Source organism: Roseovarius faecimaris, assembly GCF_009762325.1.
GTDB classification, from domain to species: domain Bacteria; phylum Pseudomonadota; class Alphaproteobacteria; order Rhodobacterales; family Rhodobacteraceae; genus Roseovarius; species Roseovarius faecimaris.
The window spans coordinates 3567127-3590072 of the sequence record NZ_CP034348.1 but is presented as its reverse complement, the minus strand read 5'-3'; the positions used below and the strand labels follow the sequence as shown (position 1 = coordinate 3590072).

The following is a 22946-nucleotide window of genomic DNA, read 5'->3' as shown; positions in this document are numbered from 1 at the left end:
TGAGATCACGCACCCTACGGCCTATTCGATCCGGACTGTTACCCGCGACGCGCGGCCTTCGGCATCAATCACCGACAGATGAGAAAAGCCCTGCCCCATCCCGGGCAGGGTTATTTCGCGCCGGTAGACGCCGGCGCGCACCAGCTTGCCATTGGCCATCCAGCTGAAGGGCGGGGTGCCGTCGCGGACTTTCACCGGGACATCGGCATTCGCCCCGTCGAGCACCGCGCCGCTGGGCGGAAAGATCAGCTTGGGCGCATCGGGGGCGGCCTGAAACACTGCGTTGCGCCCGGTGAAGCGGCGCAGGGGTTGCGGCAGATCGGCGGTGGCCAGAAGCAGCGTTTCGGGTGGCGGGGGCGGCAGCGGATCGGCCTCCGCCTTGAGCCGCTGGAACGCTTCGAAAAGGACAGGCGCCGCCAGATCGCCGCCAAAGGCGCCGGGCACCGGTGTGCCGTCGGGCCGCCCGATCCACACCCCCGCCACATGCCGTCCGTCATAGCCGATCGCCCAGGCATCGCGGTGGCCATAGGACGTGCCGGTCTTGTAGGCGATGCGGCGTGCCGGGGCATTGGCAGGCGGGGCGAGGCCTGCAAGGATGTCCCCCACTTGCCAGGCTGCGGAGGGGCTGAGGATGCGGTCCTCGCCCTGCGCGCCGTCGCCCAGCCGCCAATGCAGAGGCCGCTCCATCCCGCCCTGTCCCAGCATGGCGTAAAGCTGTACCAGCTCGGTCAGCGAGAGGCCCACGCCCCCCAGAGCCACGGCAAGCCCGGCCTGATCACCGGGTAGTTTAGGCTGGGTTCCGGCGCGGCGCATAACGTCCATCAGATGCGCCGGGCCGATCTGATCCAGGAGCAGCACAACGGGGATGTTGAGCGATTGGCGCAGCGCTTCGGCCACGGGCAGTTCGCCGCGGAACGCGCCGTCGAAGTTTTGTGGCGCATAGCGGCCAAAGGACACGGGCCGGTCATTGATCAGGGTTTGCGGATGCGCCAGTCCCCGGTCAAAACCCATGGCGTAAACCAGCGGCTTGAGCGTCGAGCCGGGCGAGCGCCGGGCGCGGGTCATATCGACAAAGCCCTGCCGTGTCGTGCCTGTATCGTAACCGGCGGACCCGACCGAGGCGAGGATTTCACCGCTTTGATGATCGGCCAGCACAATCGCGACCGACAGGTCCTCTGGCAGACCGTTCAGCGCCGCCTTGGCAAGCCCTTCAAGGCTACGCTGAAGCGGGGCATCAAGCGTCAGCCGATGCAGGAGCGCTTCGGGCGCGTCCCGTGTTGCGAGGTCTGCCATGTGCGGTGCCAGCGCCGGGAAGGGGCGCCGCGAGGCAGGAACAGGCTCGGACAGCGCAGCACGGGCTGTGTCCGGATCAAGCGCATCGCGGCTGATCATGCGATCAAGCACCCGGTCGCGGGCGGCTTCGGCCTGTTTGCGGTTGCGGTCAGGGCGGCGGCTTTCGGGGGATTGCGGTAACGCCACCAGCAGCGCGGCTTCGGCCGGGGTCAGGCGCGCGGGCTCCTTGCCGAACCAGCTCAGCGTGGCGGCGCGCACCCCTTCGATATTGCCACCATAGGGCGCGTGGGTGAGATAGAGTTGCAGGATCTGCTCTTTGCCGAGCTTGCGTTCAAGCGCCCAGGCCACGCGCATTTGCCTCAGCTTGCCACGCCAGCGCCCGGTGCCGCTCTCCTCCAGCAGGCGCGCGACCTGCATGGTCAGGGTCGAGCCGCCCGAGACCACCTCGCCGTGCCAGACCGCTTGCCCCACCGCCCGCAGCATGGCGCGCAGATCGACGCCGGAATGGGTGTAAAACCGGCGATCCTCATAGGCGATGAGCATGTCGATGAACTGCCGGTCCACCTGTTCGGGGGTCACCGCCAGCCGCCAGCGCCCGTCAGCCACGGTATAGATCCGCAGAAGAGCCCCGTTTCGGTCCCGCAGTTCGACGGAGGTCTCGGCAAAGAGCGGCGGCAGGTCCGTGGCGTCAATCCACTGATCCAGCCGGTCGCGCCCGAAGGCCGCCAGCACCAGGATCAGGGCCAGCCCCAGGATCAGCCGCTCAACCCGCATGGCGCACCTCCCCGTCCCACAGGCCGGGGTAGAGCGTGACAAAGCCACTGTCATCCACGCTCAACTCGGTTTCATACCCGGTTTGACGGGCCGCATACAAAACCTGCCTGCCCTTGAACGTATAGACCTGATCCAACGGCGCCAATTCGCAGGCCGGATAGCGCAGCCAGGCGGCGCGGGTGCGCAGATCGTGTTCGGTCCCATCCTGCAGGCGGCGCAGGGGCATGAGGTTGGTGGCCGGAGTGAACGAAAGGTCCACATCCAACGCCCCGCTGACTTGGGGTTGCGGTTCATCGTTCAACACCCATTCCCCGGCCTCGCGGTGCAGGGCGAGGTGGATGGTCTTGTCCTCATGGGTGCCCGAGATGTCGGCGCTGAGCGTGTGCCAGCCGTCATCGCAGCGCACTACGTAGTCGAGCGCGGCAAAGCCGTCGGCATCGTGGAACCGGGCGTGCCCCACCAGCATCCAGCCGCCGGAGGTGCGGGCGAGGCGGCAACTGTCCTCGCCCACCCTGTCCAGTGCGCGCCAGTCGGCGGTGGCGATGGTCTGGCCCGGCATGGGCCTACTCGGTCACCTGCATGGCGCCGGTGTCGGTCCAGGCGCGGTATTGCGGGCGATACATGTCCTCGACGATGGCGGCCGGGTGATGATAGCTGCCCGGTGCAATGGCGCGGACCATATAGGCCAGCTGGAACGGCTTGTCCGAGCGCCAGTCGACCGCCGCAAGGAAGCGATCCGAGCGGAACTCCTGATGCTCGGGCGTAGCGGGCTTGAGCCAGTCAAGCGACCGAACATCGCCGGTGCGCAACAGGTTCGGGTTGTCGATCTCAAGCCCCGCAGGCAACGGATCGTCCACCATCAGCCGCGCCTCGCCGGACTCGAAAGGCGACACGGTCAGCACCACAACCAGCCGCGTGCCCGAGGCCACGCTGTCGAGGCTGACCGTATTGCCGTCAAGGTCATAATAGGCACGGCTGAGCGCGTAGCCGTAGCCACCCGCAGGCTCCGGCACGTCCGGCACGCCGATAGTGGTCAGCGTGATATCCGTGGCGCCGCTGCCGGTGTTGGTGATCGCCTGCGGGCTCAGGCCCTGCGCGTCGAATTTGCGGACGAAAGGCCCCGAGACGGTCTGACCATTGAGCGTCAGCCCGCCAATCGCCGGGTTATCGATCAGCGCGGCGGTGGCCATCAGGGTCCATGCGCTTTCCTGGGTCGACATATAGGGGCCGGTATTGGTGAGCGTGCCTGCAAGCGCATCGGCGTTGATTGCGTTGCTGCCTGCTTCGACCGCGAGTGCCAGAACGGCGGCCCTGTCGCGCAGGCGGGTGCCGTAATCGGCGCGCCAGAACTGTTGCTCGGCCCCCTGGATCACCGCGATCTGGCGCATGGCCTGGGCAAACATCCGGTCCGCGCGGGTGGGATCGCCGTAGGCGGCCAGCGCCGCGCCAAGCTGGGCCGAGGCGATGGGCGTGGCAAAGGCACTGCCCTTCACATCGGCATAGTAGCGCAGGTCACCCATGCTGGCCGCGCCTTCACGGGCCAGCACCAGAAGCGCATAGGCGATATCCTCGCCCCCCTTGTCGAAATCGGGCGCGTAGTTCACCCGGTTGCGCAGGTTGTCCATCGCCATCGAGAAGGCAAGCTGTGGCACGTCATGGCCCTTGGATTTTGCCCGGCTGAGGAAATCCGCCACATAGGCATCAAGCCAGAAGTCGCCCGAGGAGGCCCGCCAGAGACCGAAGGCCCCGTTGCTGGATTGCCGGGTGAGCACCTGCGCGATTGCCTGGTCGATCCGTTCCTGGACCTTGTCCGCGTCGCCAAGGCCAAGTGCCTGCGCGACCTGGTTGAAATACAGCAGCGGCATGGCGCGGGAGGTGATCTGCTCGGTGCAGCCATAGGGGTAGCGGTCCAGCGCAGAGAGCAGCCGCGGCGCATTGAGCTTGCTGAGCGGCCCGGCCGAGACGACAGCGACGCCCTCGCCTCCGCGCAGCCCGGCAAAGACGTTGTCATCCAGCGTGAACGTATCGCCCGCCGCCAGCGATAGCCGCCGCGTGATCGAGGTGGTGGGATCGTTGGAGCGCACGCCCAAGGTCAGCCCCTTGGTCAGCAGCTTGCCATCGGGTGTGGTGAGCGCCACGCGCAGACTGTGATCGCCGACTTCGCCTGCCGTTACCGGCAGTCTCAGGACAACCTTCTGACCATCGGTCATGTCGATACCCGACGGGGCGCCGCCGACCAGGGTCAGCCCATTGGCGGACACATCCAGCCCCATGCGTCCGCTGGGGCCGTCCGCGTGGATGATCTCCAGCAGAAGCTGGCTGGTGTCGCCCGGTGCCAGGAACCGCGGCAGCGTGGCGGTCACAACGACTGGGTCGCGCACGATCACGTCGCGCTCGGCCTGGCCCACGGCTTTGCCGGACCACGCCACGGCCATCAGCCGCACGGTGCCATTGAAGTCGGGAATGTCGAAAGCGATCTCAGCCGTGCCATCCGCGCCCACGGTCACGGGGCCCGAGAAATAGGCGACCAGCTCTTCGGTGGGCGGGGGCGATTGGCGCTGCATACCGCCGCCTGCATCGCCGCCCGAACGGATCTGTCCCTGCGCCCCGTTCAGCCCATCGATCAGGCGACCGTACACATCACGGATTTCGACGCCAAGGCGGCGCTGACCAAAGTAATGACCGGAAGGGTCTGGGCTTTCAAAGCCGGTGAGGTTGAGAATGCCGAGATCCACGGCGGCGAGGGTAACATAACCGGTGTCACCAGCGCCGAGGCCTTCGACGGTGACGGTGGCGGGCAACGGGCCACGGGGGTTTGACAGCTCCGGCGCGTCAATGCGCACGCTGAGCTGTTTCTCGCCCGGATCGATCCTGGCATAGGCCAGCCCCAGCGCGCGCGCCGGGTTCTGGCCCGCGCTGACATCCATCGGCCGGATCACCTGAGCCGTGACATAGGCCCCGGCGCCCCAATCTTCGGTGACCGAGAGCGGGATCAGGTTTTCGCCCGCGCTGACATCGACCGCCTGCCGCGCGATCACGCGGTTGGACATCACCGTGACCATCGCCACACCGTCATAGCGCGGCACGATACGCAGGGTCGCGGTATCGCCCTGTGTGTAATCCGGCCGATCCAGTGAAAGCTCCAGCGTGTCGGGGGTGCTGGAGGCGTCAGACGGCGCATACCACCCGGCATAGAAGCTGTACGAGGCGGCCACATAGACGCCATCGCTGCGCTCGACCAGAAGCTCGTATTGCCCCCATTCGACCGGGGCCGTGACCGACAACGGGCCATCCCCCAACGCGCCTTCGCCGGTCGCGATCTGTTTGCGGGTGGTGATCGGCTCCCAGTTCCAGCTGCCATATTGCTGATACCACTGGTAGCGGGTGGAGACGCGGTTGAGCGTCCAGCGGACCTGCATCGGCGCGGGCGACAGGTCTGGCCCGATCCCGATGACCTGGAATGTGGCCTCATCGCCTTCGGGCACCACATCGTCAAAGCCGGGTTTGATCCCGATCATCGGACCGGCGGGGGCGAGCATGCGTGTCAGGTTACGTTCCACCGGGCGGCCGGAACCTTCCTGTACGCTGATCGTCATGCGCACCTCATAGGGCCGGTCGGCCACCTCTGCCTGGGGCAGTTCGACCGGCAGGATCAGTGTGCCGGTCGCATCGGTCTCGCCGCTGTCGAGATAGGCGGTGGGTGAGGGCGCGCGCACATCGTGCTGCCCGAAGCGGTAGCCGGGGAAGGCCTCAAGCGTGCGCAGGGCGCGGAGCTTGGCGGTGCCGCCCGCCTTAAGCCCGGCTCCCGGCGCGCCGAAAAGATAGCGCGCGGAAATCGTCAGGTCGGTCACATCGCCGGGGCGGATCTGGCCCTCGGGCAGGCTGAGATCAAAGTCGATGCGCTCGGGCAGGAAATCCTCGACCAGAAGCTGCCGGGTGGCCAGCGCGGGCGCGTCCACATCGGCCTTGATATCGAGCGTCCAGGTGCCGCGCGGGGCGGTGGCCCCGATGGGCAGGGTAAAGACATGCCCGCCGGCAGCATCCTCCGTCGATACGATGCGCGAATATTCCACCCCATCGGGGCGCTTGAGGATCGCGGTCATCGGCAGGCCGGGGATGGCATCGGCTACTTCGTCGCGGGCCAGAACGGTGGCATGGATCACCTCGCCCGCGCGATAGGCACCCCGGTCGGTGGCCAGGAACACATCGACCGGCGGCGCGGGCTCGCGGCCCTCGACACCCCGGTCGGACAGATCAAAAGCGGGGTCGGTGAGGTTCAGGAACGCCGTGTCGCCATTCGCCGCCTCGGCGATCACCAGTGCGGGCGCGGCCCCGCCGCTCCCACGGGTCAGGCCGGGAGCAAAGAGCGCATGACCCTCGGCATCGGTCATCGCCTCGCCCAGCTCGCGGTTGGAGCGCGAGAGCAGGGTCAGCTTCACGCCCTCCTCGGCCGCGGCATCCGACAGGCCGCGTACCATCATGTGCAGGCCATCATTGCCCTTGAGAGAGGTCAGCCCCAGATCGGTCAGCACGAACCACTGCGTGGCGCCGGGATCTTCGTAAAGCGGTACGCCATCGATGCTTGCGGTCAGGGCAAACATTCCCGGGTCCTGCCCGGCCAGAGCCTCGCCCATGGGCAGGCGGGTGGTCATGGTCTGGTTCAGTTCGTTGCCCACTTCGCCGACACCGGTCCAGACATCCTCGGCCACGTTGTCGCGAAAGCCGTAGAGGTCGTATTCGCCCAGGGGGCGGCCAAAGTAATCCTCCTGGATGGCGCGCAACAGGTTGCGGTCGCTGACGCGGCGCAGGGTCAGTTCGACCTCGTCCAGATTGACCGTTTCGATCGGCAGGGCCGCATCGTCCGTCTTGGGCAGGACGAAGGCCCGACCGGGGAAATTCACCGAGGGAGAGCGGTCACGGATATAAAGGCTGATCTCCACATCTTTGATCAGCGCCTCACCGCTGGCCGCGGGCAGCCCCTCGCGGAATGTCACCGTGTAGCGCTGGCCATGCTGCGCACCATCGACGCAGATCTGGTTGCCGGTCGCCTGCACCACCATCCCGGCATCGGGCAATTTCACAAAAGGTGTGTAATCGACGCCGCTGCGCACCAGCGGCTCGGAGAACTCGGCGCAGAGACGGGGGCTGGCGGTTTCGTTATCCGCGCGGTGTTCGGTGATGCGGAAGCCATACTTTGCGATGGCGCTGTCGAGTTCGGCAATGATGTCCTGACGCGGCTGGATCGTCTCGGCCAGGCGCAGGGCGCGGATCATGTCGCGGCCGCGCCGGTTGTCTTCCAAAGCGTCCGCCATCAGCATCAGCGCGTTGATGCGGATCGGATCGGCATTTGCGCGCAGATACGCATTGACCGCGCCTTCGAAAGCCTGCGCCTGATACCGGCGCTTTTTGCTCGAGTCGTTGGTCTGGATCAGGCTGGAAAGGCGGGCGTATTCGGCCCATTGATCGGGCGCGTCTGTCGCGGCGACAACGGCCCCGGTCCAGCGCATGGCATTGAGGTAATCATTCTGCGCGATCCGCTCCTGTGCGGCGTTGAGCATGAAGGGCACGTCATACTGCCCGCCGGGATGACGCGATCCGATATCGTTGGCAAGCGCCCGCGCCTGGGAGATATCGCGCCCGGAAAGGAAAGACAGGTCTTCCCGGCGCTGTGAGGCGCGGGCAAGTACACCGGCATCGGTGTCGATCATCTGGGCGGAAATGGCCCCTTCAAACGGCACCCGGTCGGAGATTTCGGATTTGGGGAAGCAGGCATTTGATTTTGTATTGAACGTATACGCCTTGCAGGCGGGGTTGGAAAAACAGGCGGTGCGACAGGCTTGCCTTGTGGTGTCGAACAGGGCCTGCAGGTCCGAGCCGTAAAAATCCACATCCTGGGTCACAATCTGGCGCCGGTCGGGAACGGGCGCTTCGGCGGTGGACTGTGCGGCCAGGGGCGCAGCGAAGGTGGCAATGAACAAAACGGAAATCAAATGACGGAGCATGAAACCCTCCCTTTCTATGGGGCATATCGTGCCATGCCCGACCCGGGGTTGGCAACGATTCCCCCGGGCGGGTCTTAAGCCGATCTTCACCATGTTGGCGCATGTTGGGCGGCATCGGGTCGATGGCGGGCTGGAGGGCCTCAATGAGCCTTGCCAATAAACTTTCGGAAGAGCGGCGCGCGCGGCTGGCGGCAGAGCGGCTTCTGGAGCAGAAAAAGGCGGAACTTCAGGCCGCCAACCGCAAACTGGGCCAGCATGCGCAGGCACTGAATGACGAGATCGTTGAGACCCGTGCACAGGTCGAGACGTTCCGCCACGAAAACGCGCGTGTCAAATCGGACCTGCATGCTGCGAATGTGAAGGTCGAGCAGCTGGAGCGGCGGTTGTGGCACTCGATCGAAACGATTCAGGACGGTATCGCCTTTTTCAATTCCGACAGTCGGCTGATTGCGGCGAATGCGGCATGGATTTCCATCTTTGACGGGCTGGAAGCGATCAAGCCGGGGCTGAGCTATGTGGAGATGCTGCAATTCGCCACCGAGGAGGGGATCGTCGATATCGGTGAGATGCACCCGGCGGAGTGGCGTGAGGCGATGCTTGACCGCTGGCAATCAGCGACGCCCGAGCCGGAAATCATCCGCCTGTGGAACGGGGCCTATATCAAGGTGATCGACCAGCGCGGCTATGGCGGCGACGTCGTGTCGCTGGCCATGAACATCACCGACACGGTCCGGTATGAACTGCGCTTGAAAGAGGCCCGTGCCAAGGCCGAGACGGCGGCGCGCGCCAAGGCCGCCTTTCTTGCCAATATGAGCCATGAGATCCGCACGCCGATGAATGGTGTGGTGGGCATGGCCGAGCTGTTGCAGGATACGGATCTGACCGACGAGCAGCAGCTATATGCCGAGACGATCAAGAATTCGGGCGACGCGCTTCTGGTGATCATCAACGACGTGCTCGACTATTCCAAGATCGAGGCGCAGAAGCTTGTCCTGCATGAGGACGAGTTTGATCTTGAGCGCACCATTCATGAGATCATCATGCTGATGCAGCCCAACGCCCGTGACAAGAGGATCGAGCTTCTGGTCGATTATGACATGTTTCTGCCGACGCTCTTTGTCGGGGACCGGGGGCGCATCCGGCAGGTGATCACCAATCTGATGGGCAACGCGGTGAAGTTCACCGAACAAGGCTCGGTCACCGTGCGGGTGGTTGGCATGTCGCGCGAAGAAGAGGGGCATGCGACGCTGCATGTCACCGTCGAGGATACCGGCATCGGCATTCCGAAGGAAAAGGTTGAGCATATCTTTGGAGAGTTCAACCAGGTCGATGACGAACATAACCGCAAATACGAGGGCACCGGCCTGGGGCTCGCCATTTCCCAAAAATTGATCCGGCTGATGAAAGGCGAGATCTGGGTCACCTCGGAGGAGGGTCATGGCTCCTGTTTCGGCTTTTCGCTTCGCCTGCCCGTGGCTGAGGAGTTGACGGCGGATGCCTTCCGGTTGCCGCCGCCACTGCGCTCGGCCGTGATCGTGGAGCCGCATGAGGCGTCACGGATGATTGTGCAGCGACAACTTGGTGCGATGGGTATCGAAACGGTGTGCTTCACCAGTGCCGGTGACGCGCTTGCCGCTCTGCCGGACGATGCCGGTGTGGTGATCACCGATCACAATATGCATGACATGGACGGGATGGAGCTGGCTCAGGCATTGCGGGAGGCGGGTCATCAGGTGCCGATCATCCTGCTCACCACCACTATCGGGGCTGCCGAGCAGGATCCGGCCCGCCGCTATATGCATACGGTCTTGCAGAAACCCTATCCCAGGCAGGCGTTTTTCAGGGCGCTGTCCTCTTTGCAGCAGGACTGGAAGGAGGCCGCCCCGCCCGTGCCGCAGGTGGACGCGCCGCGCGCGATGCGTGTCCTGGCGGCCGAGGACAACAAGACCAACCGCCTGGTCTTTTCCAAGATGCTCAAATCGCTCGATATCGAGTTGGAATTTGCCGAAAACGGGCGCGAGGCGGTGGAGCTTTTCGACAGCTTCGCGCCTGACATTGTTTTCACCGACATTTCCATGCCCGAGGTGGACGGCAAGGAGGCCACACGCAAAATCCGCGAGAGGGAGGCGGGCACCGGCGCGCATGTTCCGGTAATCGCGATGACGGCGCATGCAATGGATGGGGACGACGCCGAGATTCTGGCGGCGGGGATCGACTATTACCTGACCAAACCGCTGCGCCGAAAGGCGGTCATCGAACATATCCTCGGGGCGTGTCGCGACGGAATGCGCCCGCCGCTGGGGGAGGATCAGGCGGACTGATCCGCGCGAAGGAAGACGGGCTTGTCAGGCTCGGACATATCGGCCTGATAGGCATAACCGCCGGTGTCGAATTCCAGAAGCGCCTCGGGGTCGGTCAGGCGGCGCTGGATGATGTAGCGGGCCATCGCCCCGCGCGCCTTCTTGGCGAAAAAGCTGACGATCTTTGGCCCGCCGGGCTTGTCTTCCATGAAGACGGGCGTGATCACCCGCAGCTTGAGCGCCTTGAGATCGACCGCGCCGAAATATTCCTGGCTGGCACAGTTGACCAGCACGTCGCTACCCGTGGCCTCGCCCTGGTCGTTGAGCGCCTTGGCGATCCGGTCGCCCCAGTAATCATAGAGTGATTTGCCCCGCCGCGTCGCAAGGCGACTGCCCATTTCCAGCCGGTAGGGCTGCATCGCATCCAGTGGGCGCAACACCCCGTAGAGCCCCGACAGGATGCGCAGATGCTCTTGGGCAAAGGCCATTTCATCGGGCTCTAACGTGCCCGCCTCAAGACCCTGGTACGTATCGCCCGCAAAGGCGAGAGCGGCGGGTTTCGTCTCCATCCCGCCAAAGTCCTTGAACCGCTGGGCGTTGAGCTTGGCCAGGGGTTCGGAGATGTGCATCAGCTTTTGCAGTTCTGAGACGCTCATCCGCGCGGCCTTGCGTGCCAGTGTTTCGGCATCCTCCTGAAAGGCGGGCGCGGTGGGCGCAACGCCCTCGACCGGCTCCATATCGAGCTTCTTGGCAGGTGAAACGACGATCAGCATTCAGTACTCTCCCTCAGGATTTCCCCTGATCTAGTCCGCCGTGGCCAGAACGTCCAGAAAGGCTGGGCCAAATCTTTCGGCGCGTTTCTCGCCCAGGAGACGCGCGAGGTCTTCGGCGCTGGACGGGCGGTGCGAGGCGACCTTGGCCAGCAGCGACGCCGAACAGCTCAGCGGCTTTTCATGCCCGTCCTGCCCCCGCACCAGATCGGACTGCACCTGCAAAAGTTGATCATAGAGCGAGCCTGCCATGCGCCCGGCAAGCTTGCGCCGGGAGGGGTGCAGCCTGGCCGCTTCGCCAGTGATCACGTTCAGGAAATCGTCACCATAGCGTTCCAGTTTCTTGGCGCCCACGCCTGTGATGCCGGCCATCTCGTCCAGGGTCTGCGGCCGCGTCTCGGCCATCTCGATCAGCGTCCGGTCGTTGAACACCACATAGGCGGGCACCTTGGCCGCCTCGGCCAATGCCCGGCGCTTGGCCTTGAGCGCGGAGAGAAGCGGCGCATCCTCATCAGAAACGAGCGCCTTGGGCGCGGCGCGCCGGGTTTTTGTGATCAGCGTGTCGCGGCGCAGGATGATGCTTTCCTCCCCGCGCAGGATCGGGCGGGCGGCTTCGGTCATGCGCAAGGCGCCGTGGCGTTCGGGGTCGGGGCGGATCAGGTCATGGCCCATCATCTGCCGGAAAATGCCTTGCCAGGCGTGTCGCGATACATCCTGTCCGACGCCAAAGGTCGGCAGCTCGTCATGGCGGCGCGCGCGGATCTTGTCGGTCAGGGTGCCGGTCAGGATGTCGATGAGGTGGCCCGCACCAAACCATTCATCGGTGCGCAGGATGGCCGAGAGCGCCTTGCGCACCGCTTCGGTGCCGTCGAAGGTCTCGGGCGGCGTATCGCACAGATCGCAATTGCCGCAACCATCCGCCTCTTCGCCGAAGTATTGCAGCAGCTTGGCGCGGCGGCATTCATGCGCTTCGGCAAGCCCGAGAAGGGCGTTGAGCCGCGCATGATCGGCCATCCGGCGTTCGGGCGGGGCGAGGCCCTCGTCGATCTGGGCCCGGCGCAGGCGGATGTCATCGGCGCCGAACAATGTGAGCGTCTCGGCCGGGGCGCCATCGCGTCCGGCGCGGCCGATCTCCTGGTAATAGGCTTCGATGGATTTGGGCAGATCGGCATGGGCGACCCAACGGATATCGGGCTTGTCCACGCCCATGCCAAAGGCGACCGTCGCCACCACGATCAGCCCGTCCTCGACATTGAACCGCGCCTCGACCTCGCGCCGGTCCTCGGGCAGCATCCCGCCATGATAGGCCGCGGCCACATGGCCCGTCTCGCGCAAAGCCTGGGCCAGGGTTTCGGTCTTGGCGCGGGTGCCGCAATAGACGATGCCCGACTGCCCCTTGCGGGCGGCGGCAAAGCTGAGGATCTGCTTGCGCGGGCTGTCCTTGGCGGCAAAGGCGAGGTGCAGGTTGGGGCGGTCGAACCCGTGCAGGAAGCTTTGCGGGGCGTGGCCGTCAAAGAGCTTGGCGACGATCTCTTCGCGCGTCTCCGCATCGGCGGTGGCAGTGAAGGCGGCAAGCGGCACATCGAGAGCACGGCGCAGCTCGCCGATACGCAGGTAGTCGGGGCGAAAATCATGGCCCCACTGGCTGACGCAATGCGCCTCGTCCACGGCAATCAGGCTGACACCGATGCGTCGCAGCATATTGAGGGCCGATCCGGCGGCGAGCCGCTCGGGCGCGATATAGAGCAGCTTCAGCCGACCGTCGTCCAGCGCCTGCCAGACCGCATTGGTCTCGTCCTCGGTATTGCCCGAAGTCAGCGCGCCCGCCTCCACGCCCGCCGCTTTGAGTGCGCGCACCTGGTCGCGCATCAGGGCAATGAGCGGCGAGATGACAACAGTGACCCCTTCGCGCATCAATGCCGGAAGCTGGAAGCACAGCGATTTACCGCCACCCGTCGGCATGATGGCGAGCACGTTCTCGCCTGCGGTGACGGCACTCACGATCTCCTCCTGCCCGGGGCGGAAGGCGTCGAAGCCGAACACGTCTTTCAATAGCGTGGCAGCGCCTGTCATGGGACCTGTAAAAGTTTATCTATCTGCTCTTACAGGTAGTCTAGCAGGGTGAAGGAATCCTGAACAAGGGCTGAATTCGGCCCGCGCCTCGCGCTTACCGGCAATACCCCAGAGGCGCGCCACCACACAGCAGCGTCGGCAGGATGTAATCCCGCAGGCTGATCAGGGCGATGAAGGCCACCAGCGGGGCCAGGTCCAGCGGATGCGTGTTGGGCAGGATGCGCCGGATCGGGGCATAGATCGGCTCCAGCAGGCGGTTCAGCCCGTACCAGATCTGTGCGACGAACTGCTGATGCAGGTTGAGCACCTGAAAGCTGATCAGCCAGCTCATGATGATATGGATTATCATCACGAAGAACATCACGTCGAGGATCAGGCCAATCGGCCCGGCAATCGCTTGCATGTCTGGCGCTCCCGCTTCTGTTGCGTGCTCTAGGTAGTCTGCCCTCCGTCCCAGCGCAAGCGTTGACGCGAGGTCGTGGTTGACGCGGGTGCGGCAAAGGTCAACTTGGGCGCTGAAAGGAGACCGCCGATGTATCCGGTCATTCGCATGCTGTGGCAGCTCTACAAGCACCGCAAATCAGAGCCTTTACCGCCCACCGGCACGCATGTGTCACAACATTACTGCCTGCCCTGGGATATCGACCTGTGGATGGAGCTCAATAACGGCCGCACGCTGACGCTCTATGACCTGGGGCGCATTCCGCTGGCGCATCGGACGGGGCTGGTGGGGCTTCTCAGGCGCAATCGCTGGGGGCTGACCATGGCGGGCGTGTCTGTGCGCTATCGCCGCCGCATTCATGCGTTCGAGAAGATCGAGATGCGTTCCAGGCTGATCTGCTGGGATGAGAAGTTCATGTATCTGGAACAGTCGATGTGGAAGAAGAACGGAGACTGTGCCAATCACGCGCTCTATCGCTCGGCCATCACCGACAAAAACGGGATCGTGCGGCCCACCGAGGCGCTGAAGCAGCTTGGACTGAGTGCCGATCCCCCGCTGATGCCCAAATGGGTCGCGGCCTGGATCGCGGCGGATGCGACACGGCCCTGGCCACCGATGCAGGAATAGCTTGCTCCTTTCGGCAAAGCCTTGTCATATCGCCCGGAACAGGGGGACATGATGGCGGAAATTTCACCACGCAAGCGCATCTGGGGCTGGTATTTCTTCGATTGGGCGAGCCAGCCCTATCACACCCTGCTGGTGACGTTTGTCTTTGGTCCGTTCTTTGCCGGGATCGCGGCAGAGTTCTTCATGTCCTCGGGCCTCAGCGAAGAGGCAGCGGATGCGCGAGCGCAAAGCATGTGGTCGCTCTGCCTCACGATCACGGGTCTGACCATCGGCCTGGGCGCGCCGATCATGGGGGCGCTGGCCGATACCGCCGGGCGGCGCATGCCGTGGATCGTGGCCTTTTCGGCGCTGGTGCTTGTCGGGGCCACCGGGCTGTGGTGGACCAACCCGGACGGGTCCAACCTGTGGTGGGCGCTGGTGTTTTTCGGCATCGGTTTCATCGGGGCGGAATATGCGCTGATTTTCATCAACTCACAGCTGCCCACGCTGGGCACTCAGGAAGAGGTCGGTGCCATTTCCGGCTCGGGTTTTGCCTTTGGCTATATCGGCGGGCTGTTGTCGCTGGCGATCATGCTGGCGCTGTTTGTCGAGCAACCCTCGGGCAAGACGCTGGTCGGGCTTGATCCGGGGTTCGGCCTGATGAATGCCGAGGCCATGGAAGGCACCCGCTTTGTCGGCCCGTTCACCGCCGCGTGGTTCGCATTGTTCATGATCCCCTATTTCCTCTGGGTGCGTGACACCGGGCCTGCCCGCAAGGGGCGCGGCATGGGCGATGCGCTGCGCCTGCTGGGCACCTCGGTGAAGAACCTCAAGAACCGGCTCAGCCTGTCGGCCTATCTGGGCAGTTCGATGTTCTACCGCGACGGGCTGAACGGGCTTTATGGCTTTGGTGGGACATATGCACGGCTCGTGCTCAACTGGGATATCGTGTCGATCGGGATATTCGGAATCATGGGCGGGCTTGCGGCGGCGGTGTTTTCCTGGGTTGGGGGCAAGCTCGACCGGCGGTTCGGGCCGAAGCCGGTGATCATCGTGTCGATCCTCGGGCTGATGCTGGTCTGTGTCACCATTGTGGGCATGGACCGCGAACAGATCTTCGGCATTGCGCTGGCCGAAGGCTCGACCCTGCCGGACAAGGTGTTTTTCGGCTGTGGCGTGCTGATCGGTGGCTTGGGCGGCGTGCTTCAGGCGGCAAGCCGCTCGCTCATGGTGCGGCACACGGACCCCGAGGCCCCCACGGAAAGCTTTGGTCTTTATGGCCTTTCCGGCCGCGCCACCGCGTTTATCGCGCCCGCGCTGATCGGGATTGTCACGGCCGCAACCGGAAGCGCCCGGCTGGGCGTGTCGCCGGTAATTGTGCTTTTCCTCCTTGGGCTGATCCTGCTACGCTGGGTTCAGGCAGAGGGAGATAAAGAGACATGGTCCGCAAGCTCGCACTCATCCTGACCGTCCTTGCTCTGGCGAGCTGTGGCGACGCCACCCCCGAGCGCAAGAAGAATGTCAGCACCGCCCCCAAGACCGTGATTTCTTCGCTGAGCGTGCCCGCGTCGATGCAGGGTGTTATGGCCAAGACCCTTTTCGGGGCGAAGGCATCGGCATCCTCGCAAAGTGCAGAGCCCTTTGGGGGGTATTCCAAAGGCTGCATCGCCGGTGCGGAACAATTGCCCGAAACCGGGCCCACCTGGCAGGCCATGCGCCTGAGCCGGAACCGCAACTGGGCGCATCCGACAACCATCGATTATGTCAAGAAACTCTCGGCCTTCGCTGCGACGCAGCCGGGTTGGGCCGGGCTTTATGTGGGCGATATGAGCCAGCCGCGCGGCGGGCCGATGCTGACCGGGCATCGCAGCCATCAGAGCGGGCTGGATATCGACGTGTGGATGCTGCCGCCCAAGCGGCTGAACCTGTCAGCGGCCGAGCGGGAAAGCCTCTCGTCCATTTCGCTGCGCCGGGCCAAGGGCGCCTATGTCAACGACAACTGGTCGCGCCAGCATTTCGAGATCATGAAGGCCGCGGCGAAGGACCCGCGCACGTCGCGGATATTTGTCTTTCCTGGCGCCAAGGTGAAGATGTGCGACATGGAGAAGGGGGATAAATCCTGGCTGCGCAAGATCCGGCCGTGGTGGGGGCATCACTATCATTTCCATGTGCGTCTGAATTGCCCGCCGGGTGCGCGCAATTGCGTGGACCAGGATCCGCCGCCCGCGGGTGATGGCTGTGACGATGCGCGTCAATGGGTGCGGGACATCCTCGACCCGCCGCCCCCCGACCCCAATGCGCCCAAGCCGAAACCGCGGCGCGAACTGACGATGGCGGATTTGCCGGGGCAATGTGTGGCGGTGCTGCAGTCGCAGTGAGCGGGTTGCCAAGCGAGGTCTGAGCCTGTAGGAGCGGCCAATCCCCTCGGGGCAAGTCACCGCACCCTTGTAAAAAACGGCTCAAGCATATGAAAAACAACATCCTTCCCGGCGTTCTTGCCATGGCGGCCATCGTTGTGGCCTCCAATATCCTGGTGCAGTTCCTGTTTGGTCAGTGGCTGACCTGGGGCGCGTTTACCTATCCGCTGGCTTTTCTGGTCACGGATATCATGAACCGTGTCTATGGCCGTGAGGCGGCGCGGAAGGTGGTTTTCGCCGGGTTTGTGGTGGGCGTGGCCTGTTCCTTTGTCGGCACGCAGATCACCGGAGAGTTCGGCCCGCTGGTGACATGGCGCATCGCGATTGGGTCTGGCCTTGCCTTCCTGACAGCGCAACTGATTGATATCGCAGTGTTTAACCGCCTGCGCGACGGATCATGGTGGCGGGCGCCGGTGGTGTCATCGCTGGTGGGCAGCTCGGTGGATACGGCGCTTTTCTTCACGATCGCCTTCTCGGCCTCGCTCAGCTTTATCGAGCCTGCCAATGATGTGAGCTGGGCCGGAGAGGTTCTGCCGCTGCTGGGCGCCGGGCCTTCCGTGCCGCTCTGGGTGTCGCTGGCGGTGGCGGATTGGCTGGTGAAACTGGCGCTTGCCTTGCTGGCACTTGTGCCTTTCCGCATCATCGTGGGGTCACTCACCCGCGGGACCACATGATTTTGTTTTGACAAACGCAAAAACTGTGGCAACCTCCGCTCAGGATCAACAAGCGAAAGGAGGTGCCCAGTGTCTATAGAGCATTTGGAGCGAGGTGTCGGAACAGTTCGGGAGGACACCACCTAGGGCAGCCCCTGGGTGGCCTAGACCATCCGAATTGGTGCGCCTAACCGGCCCACCTCCTTAAACTCTAGAGGGCCGTTCCGAGATCCGGGCGGCCCTTTTGAATTTTGTACGTTTTGTACAAAATACCCCCCAATTTTGTACAATCGGACCGAACGATGCTGCATGTTAACGATCAGATAACCATTGAGGCCTGGGAGCTGACTGAGCAATTCGTGCGCGCCTCGGGTCCGGGCGGGCAGAACGTGAACAAGGTGAGCTCGGCGGTCGAGCTGCGCTTCGAGGCGGCGCGCAGCCCGAACCTGCCCGAGCCGGTGAAGCGGCGGTTGAGGCGGCTTGCGGGTCGGCGCTGGTCGCAGGAGGGGACGCTGGTGATCCAGTGTGACGAGACCCGCAGCCAGGCGCGCAACCGCGAGATCGCGCGCGAGCGGCTGAAGGCGCTGATCCTGAAGGCCACGGAAAAGCCCAAGCGGCGCATCCCGACGCGCCCGACGCTGGGGTCGAAGAAACGGCGGCTCAAGGCCAAGAAGGCGCGCGGCGAGGTGAAGGCACTGCGTGGAAACGTGACCCCGGACGACTAGTTTTGAATGCTATATGAGATTGACCATCGCACCATCAGATGCTTCACGCCTTTAGCCGAATGGCCTTTAGCCGAATGTATGTGTTGACGCCGCACATGTCCGGCTTGATCCAAACACCGGACCACCGAAACTTCGCTGGCAACGACTGCTAGGCGGACCTTCCCGCCGTTCGTCCTTTCTGCGCGAATGGCTGGTATCCACGATTCGCGACATCCGCAAGAATTACATGGAACGAAAATGTGGCATTTGCTCCAGTGCAAAGCGAACACAAGCTATATCCGAGAGCCGCCGTCCGACCGTGAGATGCTCAATGGGAACAGCCAGAGACCGAGTTGAGCCCAACGCGGAGCTCCATTAGGACCTTACATCAGAAACTCTGCCGACGTCAGATATACAGACCGAGATGATAAGGGTCTCTTCCAGCTGTATCCTCGTACGGCAGGCTGTGCCCACGTGCGAAACATGAGGCGAGACTTGACAGCCCCCCTGCCAGACCTACACCCACAGCGTATGGACGAAAATTTTCATAAGCGCTGGGGGACAAACATGCAGCGCGCGAAATGGGAGGGAAAAAATGAAGATATTCCAGTTTCTTGCATGCATGGCAGCTCTCTTCTTTACACAGATAGCGACGGCTCAGGAGGCAGTTGTAAATAGGGTTCAATTTCCGGCGGGACAGAGTGGAACGACCATTAGGGACAGCCTTACAGGCTATCAGTCGGTCGAATACCTGCTTGGTGCAAGCGCCGGACAACGCATGGTTGTCGAGTTGGTCCCGTCGAACCCGTCGACCTATTTCAACATCTTTGCTCCGGGAGATCGTCCTGGCGAAAGCGCTGCGATGTACATCGCGGCGACGAATGGTTTGCGCTACGAGGGCGTTCTGCCAGAAAACGGCGACTACCGGATACAGGTCTTCATTAATCGGAACGCGGCCCGCCGCAACGAGAGCACCAACTACACGCTAAACGTCAGCATTGGGGATGCGGCACCGCGTCAGGATTTCGCTGACGGCTTGTCCGGTGGCCCTGACTTCTGGGAGGTCTTCGGTGTGTCGCAAAGCCTAAACGTGCGCGCCGCGCCGTCGACCAGTGCGCGGTTGGTGATGGGGCTGATGAACGGCACCGTCGTGCAAAACCGCGGCTGCCGCCGCAACGAAGGCCGGGTCTGGTGCCAGATCGCCCAGGTGGGTGGAGGCGCGACGGGCTGGGCTGCAAGCCAGTACCTGCGCGAGGCCGCCGCGCCGTCGGCATCCACGCGCCCTGCCGTAAATGCCGGTAACGTGATGCGTGTTGTCGGCGTGCCTTCGGGCGATGTTCTGAATGTTCGCAGTGGGCCCGGCACTGGGAACTCCATAGTGGGCGCGTTGGCCAATGACGATCCGGTCCGCGTGATAGGTTGCCAAAGCGGCGGCACTACACGTTGGTGCGAGATCGAGATGATAACGGACATGCGCGAACGTGGTTGGGTCGCGGGCCGCTACCTGAGCGCGGCGACAGATTCTACACCGACCCCGACCCAGAACGTGTCGTCGGCCGAGCAGGCGTGTCTGCGGGCTGTGACTGTCGAGACGAACAACCCAGATGTTGTTCTGCTCAGCTCCAGCTTCTCGCAGGCAGGCACTGAAGTGATGGTGGGTGTTGGTCCGCAGCGCGCACCCTGGCAGTGCATCGCCTACAGTGACGGCTCGACCACGCGTCCGATGTCGATGCGGAACTGAACAGTTCTCTAAGACACGGCCCGTCGCGTGTTCATGCGTCGCGGGCCGTTCATTCTATCAATCCTCAAACAGAAGGAAGAACTCTATGAACAAGGTAATCGTTGGACTCATCGGACTGGTTGTCGGTGGGGTAGGTGGTGCGGTCGTCGGAGGATCGCTAATCGGAGGCACGGCTGCAGGGATCGGGATCGGCACCGGCCTAAGCGCTGGCATCTGCTCGACGGTGCAGGCAGCGCAGGCCGAGGGCCTCGTCACGGCCGAACAGGTCGATCAGCTTCTCATGCGTGCCGCGCAGGAACTGGCTGGCACCGACGGGCTGCCCGAAGGCACTTCAGTCGTCGGTGGAGCTGCTGAATGTGCGGAGGTGATGGAAACGCTTAAGGCAGCCGCAAATTGATCTATTTCGATTGTGCGTGCGGCTCGATCGGTTCAGCGCAGCACTGAAAGTGGAAGTCCTGCGGTGGAGATTGTCAGTCGGAAAGACTGCAGTTTCCTCCACAAGGCGTTACCGGCATGCAGCCCGACAGCCCAACGCTTGAGCGGCCTTTTATTCGCGCCACTTCCCTTGTAACACTTAAATCAACCTGGCCCAATTCCCAACTAGGACACGCATGCTTCGTTTTCTCGCTATTTTGTTCTTTGCGAATGGGTCGGGCAACTCGGCAAACCCAGAGAAGTCCCTGCGCCTTTTATGCAATCTGCTTCTTGCGGGCCTCTTTGTGCCGATAACTGTGAGCGCCGTCCTTGCACAGTCGTCTCCCGACTGGTCGGGTCGATGGGACACGTTCTGGCGCGACGGGGCGGCGGTAGTGGAGTTCCGGCAGGAAGGCAGCTCCGTCACCGGCACTTATGAGCCTGGCAGTGGTCGTATTGAGGGGGAGGTCAATGGGCAAGTCTTGCGTGGGCGTTGGTTTGAGGATCAGGTCAGTGGGCAACTAATCTTCGCAATCTCGGACGATGGCGAGAGTTTCACGGGACGCTTCGACACTGGAGAGTGGTGGAACGGACGCAGATCAGACGGCGCAGGAAAGCGATTGATCGCTGGGGACGCGTCCCCGCGAGAGACGCTCCAATCGATTGTCGCGTCAGTCAATGATTTTCTGCTTGGCGGAGATGTGGACGCTCTGCGCTTTGCTCGAACGCTTCTCGAGTTCGAAGGCGGTGAGGCGGCGGCGAATACTCTGCGTCATCGCCAAGCTCTGCTGTGGGACATTATCGATCTGTCGACCTTCCGGGTTTATGACGCGCCACCGCGTCCCGAAGCAGATACCGCCACATTCACAATTGCGCTCAATGGCACCGAGGCGTCCTATGATTTGCAGTTCGTCCGAGCAAATGATGGCGGCTGGCGACTACTTGTAGAAGACGCGGAAACTCTTTCAGCCGCCCTCAGGCGCTATCTCAACGCACTTGGTGAGCCCAACGTGGCTGCAGCCAAGACAGCCATGGCAAATTCCCCGCGCGGCGTCATGCAACGGTTCCTGTTTGGTATTCAAGATTGGGACGGGGCGGGGCGGAAAGCGGTTTTGTCGACGCTGGACCTTTCAATGCTGCCCGACCACCTGCACAGTGCCGAAGGACCATTGTTGGCGGACTATCTGAAGAACGTTCTCGACCGCGCCGGTTTTGTCTTCCTTCAGGAGATTCCCAACAATCCAAATCGGACGACGCCCTATATCCACTATGCGCATCCTGTTGGGGACATTGTGATCGCACGCATGCCGACGGAGGACGAAGATGCGCCCGACCGATGGGCTTTTGATGCAGAAACACTACGCAACTTACCGGCGCTCTATTCGGCCATGCAAAGCCTTCCAATGGCCGAAGGCATACCGCCGAACCAACCATTAACACAGTTCTTCTCTCTGCGAGAGCATATCCGGGATACGTCCCCAGCTCTACTCAAACGCGCTGTGGTGATAGAAAACTGGCAATGGCTTTCGATCCTGGTGATGGTTTTAGTGGCCGCTGTTTTGGTTGCACTTCTCGGTCTCCTGTCACCAAAGGCACGGGCCGCATCCGACGGTGACGCAGCCGATGCACCTACACTTGAAAGCAAAGGGTTGGTTCAGGCGGCAAGGCTGACCCTCGGCAGTCTGATCCTTGTTTGGGGCTTCAGCATAATCGGGATTATTGAAACACCGCTCGCTGCGCTGCACACCCTCGTCTCCGCAACGGCGGTCGTAGGCGCGACTTGGTTCGCAGTCCTCGCGACCGGGATGATAGGAACCTTCTTTCAGCGCAGAGCGGCGTCTACCGTGAGTTATGCCGATGAGATCGTGACCGCCATGGTGATCGGCATCATCAAGTTAGCCTTGCTTATGGTAGGTCTGCTTCTGCTCGCAGAAATCGTCGATCTTCCTTACGAGGGCGTTCTGGCGGGTTTGGGTGTTGGCGGTCTCGCCCTGGCATTTGCAGCACGCGAGACGGTGTCGAACGTACTCGGCGGCATGCTTCTCCTCACCGACCGGCCCTTCCGGCGTGGCGATCTGATCGAAACACACGGTCAACTCGCAACGGTCGAGACAGTTGGTATACGATCCACACGGCTGAAGCGGCTCGACGACACTGTGATGATTATCCCGAACGCAAAATTGAGCGATCAGGTCATCGTGAACTGGGGACTTCGCGCGCGCCGCCGCATCGACCTTTCCATTCGTCTGACTTACGACACACCGCGCCGACTCTTGGATCAGTTCATCGAAGAACTGCGCGCTCTGATTTTGCGGCAACCGAGCGCTGATGCCAAAGACTGCTATGTAGGGCTTAAGGATTTTGGTGATTCCGCCATTGCGATCGAGTGCCGGTGTTTTGTATTCGTATCCAATTACGACGATCAGGTGGCGGTGCGCTCTGCCCTTGTCGCCGACATCGTCGATCTAGCCCGGCAGGTTGGAGTGAGCTTCGCCTTCCCGACCAGGACAATCCAAATTGTCAAAGAGAAGGATTGAAATAACTCCGCGGTCCTTAGGGCTTATTATGCCTGTTTCGGTCTTTTTTATCGGTAAAAGGCATCCTCGACAGGGAGCGAAGCTGCGCTGACCATCATAGGCTGCTGTGGAGAGGCTGGGCCGCGGGCACGAACGGTGGGACTACGCACCGTTCGTCTCAGCCACCAGCCTCAAAGCGAATGGGCTGATTGGGACGGTACCATGCACGGCAATGTCCGCG

At 62.9% G+C, this 22946-nt stretch carries 15 protein-coding genes; 9 read left to right on the top strand and 6 right to left on the bottom strand.

Going from position 1 to position 22946, the window contains the following annotated elements; all coding sequences use genetic code 11:
- Nucleotides 1-21 precede the first annotated feature (21 nt).
- Genes pbpC through EI983_RS17870 form a run of 3 tightly spaced genes read right to left on the bottom strand, consistent with a single transcriptional unit; the run spans nt 22 to nt 8069 of the window.
- Nucleotides 22-2067 (bottom strand): penicillin-binding protein 1C, encoded by a 2046-nt coding sequence (gene pbpC / locus EI983_RS17880; protein WP_157708701.1) that lies wholly within the window; start codon nt 2065-2067, stop codon nt 22-24.
- Complete coding sequence (locus EI983_RS17875; RefSeq protein WP_157708700.1) at nt 2057-2626, bottom strand: putative glycolipid-binding domain-containing protein; 570 nt, start codon at nt 2624-2626, stop codon at nt 2057-2059. Before EI983_RS17875 ends, pbpC begins: the two co-directional genes overlap by 11 nt.
- Nucleotides 2627-2630: 4 nt before the next feature.
- The gene (locus EI983_RS17870) at nt 2631-8069 is read right to left on the bottom strand and encodes an alpha-2-macroglobulin family protein (RefSeq protein ID WP_157708699.1); all 5439 of its coding nucleotides are present in this window, start codon (nt 8067-8069) and stop codon (nt 2631-2633) included.
- A gap of 143 nt (nt 8070-8212) precedes the next feature.
- Here EI983_RS17870 and EI983_RS17865 point away from each other — a divergent pair, with 143 nt between their 5' ends.
- Nucleotides 8213-10390 (top strand): response regulator, encoded by a 2178-nt coding sequence (locus tag EI983_RS17865; RefSeq protein WP_157708698.1) that lies wholly within the window; start codon nt 8213-8215, stop codon nt 10388-10390.
- Here the strand turns inward: EI983_RS17865 and yaaA are convergent.
- The 3 genes from yaaA to EI983_RS17850 form a co-directional block, all read right to left on the bottom strand.
- Complete coding sequence (gene yaaA, locus EI983_RS17860) at nt 10378-11142, bottom strand: peroxide stress protein YaaA (protein WP_157708697.1); 765 nt, start codon at nt 11140-11142, stop codon at nt 10378-10380. The two genes, EI983_RS17865 and yaaA, sit on opposite strands and share 13 nt — an antisense overlap.
- A 30-nt stretch (nt 11143-11172) precedes the next feature.
- Nucleotides 11173-13212 carry a DNA helicase RecQ gene (gene recQ, locus EI983_RS17855; RefSeq protein ID WP_157708696.1) on the bottom strand — a complete coding sequence of 680 codons (2040 nt, stop codon included), beginning with the start codon at nt 13210-13212 and terminating at the stop codon, nt 11173-11175.
- A gap of 94 nt (nt 13213-13306) precedes the next feature.
- Nucleotides 13307-13615: a YggT family protein gene (locus EI983_RS17850; RefSeq protein WP_157708695.1), complete on the bottom strand. Its 309-nt coding sequence runs from the start codon at nt 13613-13615 to the stop codon at nt 13307-13309.
- 129 nt (nt 13616-13744) lie between these two features.
- On the opposite strand from EI983_RS17850, the gene EI983_RS17845 reads away from it, so the two are divergent.
- The 8 genes from EI983_RS17845 to EI983_RS17810 all read left to right on the top strand — a co-directional run bounded on the left by EI983_RS17845 (nt 13745) and on the right by EI983_RS17810 (nt 22726).
- Entirely contained in the window at nt 13745-14281 is a 537-nt protein-coding gene (locus EI983_RS17845; protein WP_157708694.1) for an acyl-CoA thioesterase, read from the top strand.
- Between the two features lie 51 nt (nt 14282-14332).
- Nucleotides 14333-15727 (top strand): MFS transporter, encoded by a 1395-nt coding sequence (locus tag EI983_RS17840; protein ID WP_157708693.1) that lies wholly within the window; start codon nt 14333-14335, stop codon nt 15725-15727.
- A 104-nt stretch (nt 15728-15831) separates the two neighbouring features.
- A complete protein-coding gene (mepA, locus tag EI983_RS17835; RefSeq protein WP_425500908.1) occupies nt 15832-16638 on the top strand; it encodes a penicillin-insensitive murein endopeptidase in 807 nt (268 codons plus the stop codon).
- A gap of 89 nt (nt 16639-16727) precedes the next feature.
- Complete coding sequence (locus tag EI983_RS17830; protein WP_157708691.1) at nt 16728-17351, top strand: queuosine precursor transporter; 624 nt, start codon at nt 16728-16730, stop codon at nt 17349-17351.
- Between the two features lie 281 nt (nt 17352-17632).
- On the top strand, nt 17633-18055 hold the full coding sequence (gene arfB, locus EI983_RS17825) for an alternative ribosome rescue aminoacyl-tRNA hydrolase ArfB (protein ID WP_157708690.1): 423 nt from the start codon (nt 17633-17635) through the stop codon (nt 18053-18055).
- A gap of 574 nt (nt 18056-18629) precedes the next feature.
- A complete protein-coding gene (locus EI983_RS19390; protein WP_246162225.1) occupies nt 18630-19775 on the top strand; it encodes an SH3 domain-containing protein in 1146 nt (381 codons plus the stop codon).
- An 85-nt stretch (nt 19776-19860) separates the two neighbouring features.
- Complete coding sequence (locus EI983_RS17815; protein WP_157708689.1) at nt 19861-20172, top strand: hypothetical protein; 312 nt, start codon at nt 19861-19863, stop codon at nt 20170-20172.
- A 214-nt stretch (nt 20173-20386) separates the two neighbouring features.
- The gene (locus EI983_RS17810) at nt 20387-22726 is read left to right on the top strand and encodes a mechanosensitive ion channel family protein (protein WP_157708688.1); all 2340 of its coding nucleotides are present in this window, start codon (nt 20387-20389) and stop codon (nt 22724-22726) included.
- The last annotated feature ends 220 nt before the right edge of the window (nt 22727-22946 follow it).

Coding starts and splice junctions, on each gene's coding strand:
- EI983_RS17875 (WP_157708700.1), bottom strand. CDS start 2,626: ATGCCGGGCCAGACCATCGCCACCGCCGACTGGCGCGCACTGGACAGG.
- EI983_RS17845 (WP_157708694.1), top strand. CDS start 13,745: ATGTATCCGGTCATTCGCATGCTGTGGCAGCTCTACAAGCACCGCAAA.
- arfB (WP_157708690.1), top strand. CDS start 17,633: ATGCTGCATGTTAACGATCAGATAACCATTGAGGCCTGGGAGCTGACT.
- mepA (WP_425500908.1), top strand. CDS start 15,832: ATGCAGGGTGTTATGGCCAAGACCCTTTTCGGGGCGAAGGCATCGGCA.
- recQ (WP_157708696.1), bottom strand. CDS start 13,212: ATGACAGGCGCTGCCACGCTATTGAAAGACGTGTTCGGCTTCGACGCC.
- EI983_RS17850 (WP_157708695.1), bottom strand. CDS start 13,615: ATGCAAGCGATTGCCGGGCCGATTGGCCTGATCCTCGACGTGATGTTC.
- EI983_RS17870 (WP_157708699.1), bottom strand. CDS start 8,069: ATGCTCCGTCATTTGATTTCCGTTTTGTTCATTGCCACCTTCGCTGCG.
- EI983_RS17840 (WP_157708693.1), top strand. CDS start 14,333: ATGGCGGAAATTTCACCACGCAAGCGCATCTGGGGCTGGTATTTCTTC.
- yaaA (WP_157708697.1), bottom strand. CDS start 11,142: ATGCTGATCGTCGTTTCACCTGCCAAGAAGCTCGATATGGAGCCGGTC.
- EI983_RS17810 (WP_157708688.1), top strand. CDS start 20,387: ATGCTTCGTTTTCTCGCTATTTTGTTCTTTGCGAATGGGTCGGGCAAC.
- EI983_RS17865 (WP_157708698.1), top strand. CDS start 8,213: ATGAGCCTTGCCAATAAACTTTCGGAAGAGCGGCGCGCGCGGCTGGCG.
- EI983_RS17815 (WP_157708689.1), top strand. CDS start 19,861: ATGAACAAGGTAATCGTTGGACTCATCGGACTGGTTGTCGGTGGGGTA.
- EI983_RS19390 (WP_246162225.1), top strand. CDS start 18,630: ATGAAGATATTCCAGTTTCTTGCATGCATGGCAGCTCTCTTCTTTACA.
- EI983_RS17830 (WP_157708691.1), top strand. CDS start 16,728: ATGAAAAACAACATCCTTCCCGGCGTTCTTGCCATGGCGGCCATCGTT.
- pbpC (WP_157708701.1), bottom strand. CDS start 2,067: ATGCGGGTTGAGCGGCTGATCCTGGGGCTGGCCCTGATCCTGGTGCTG.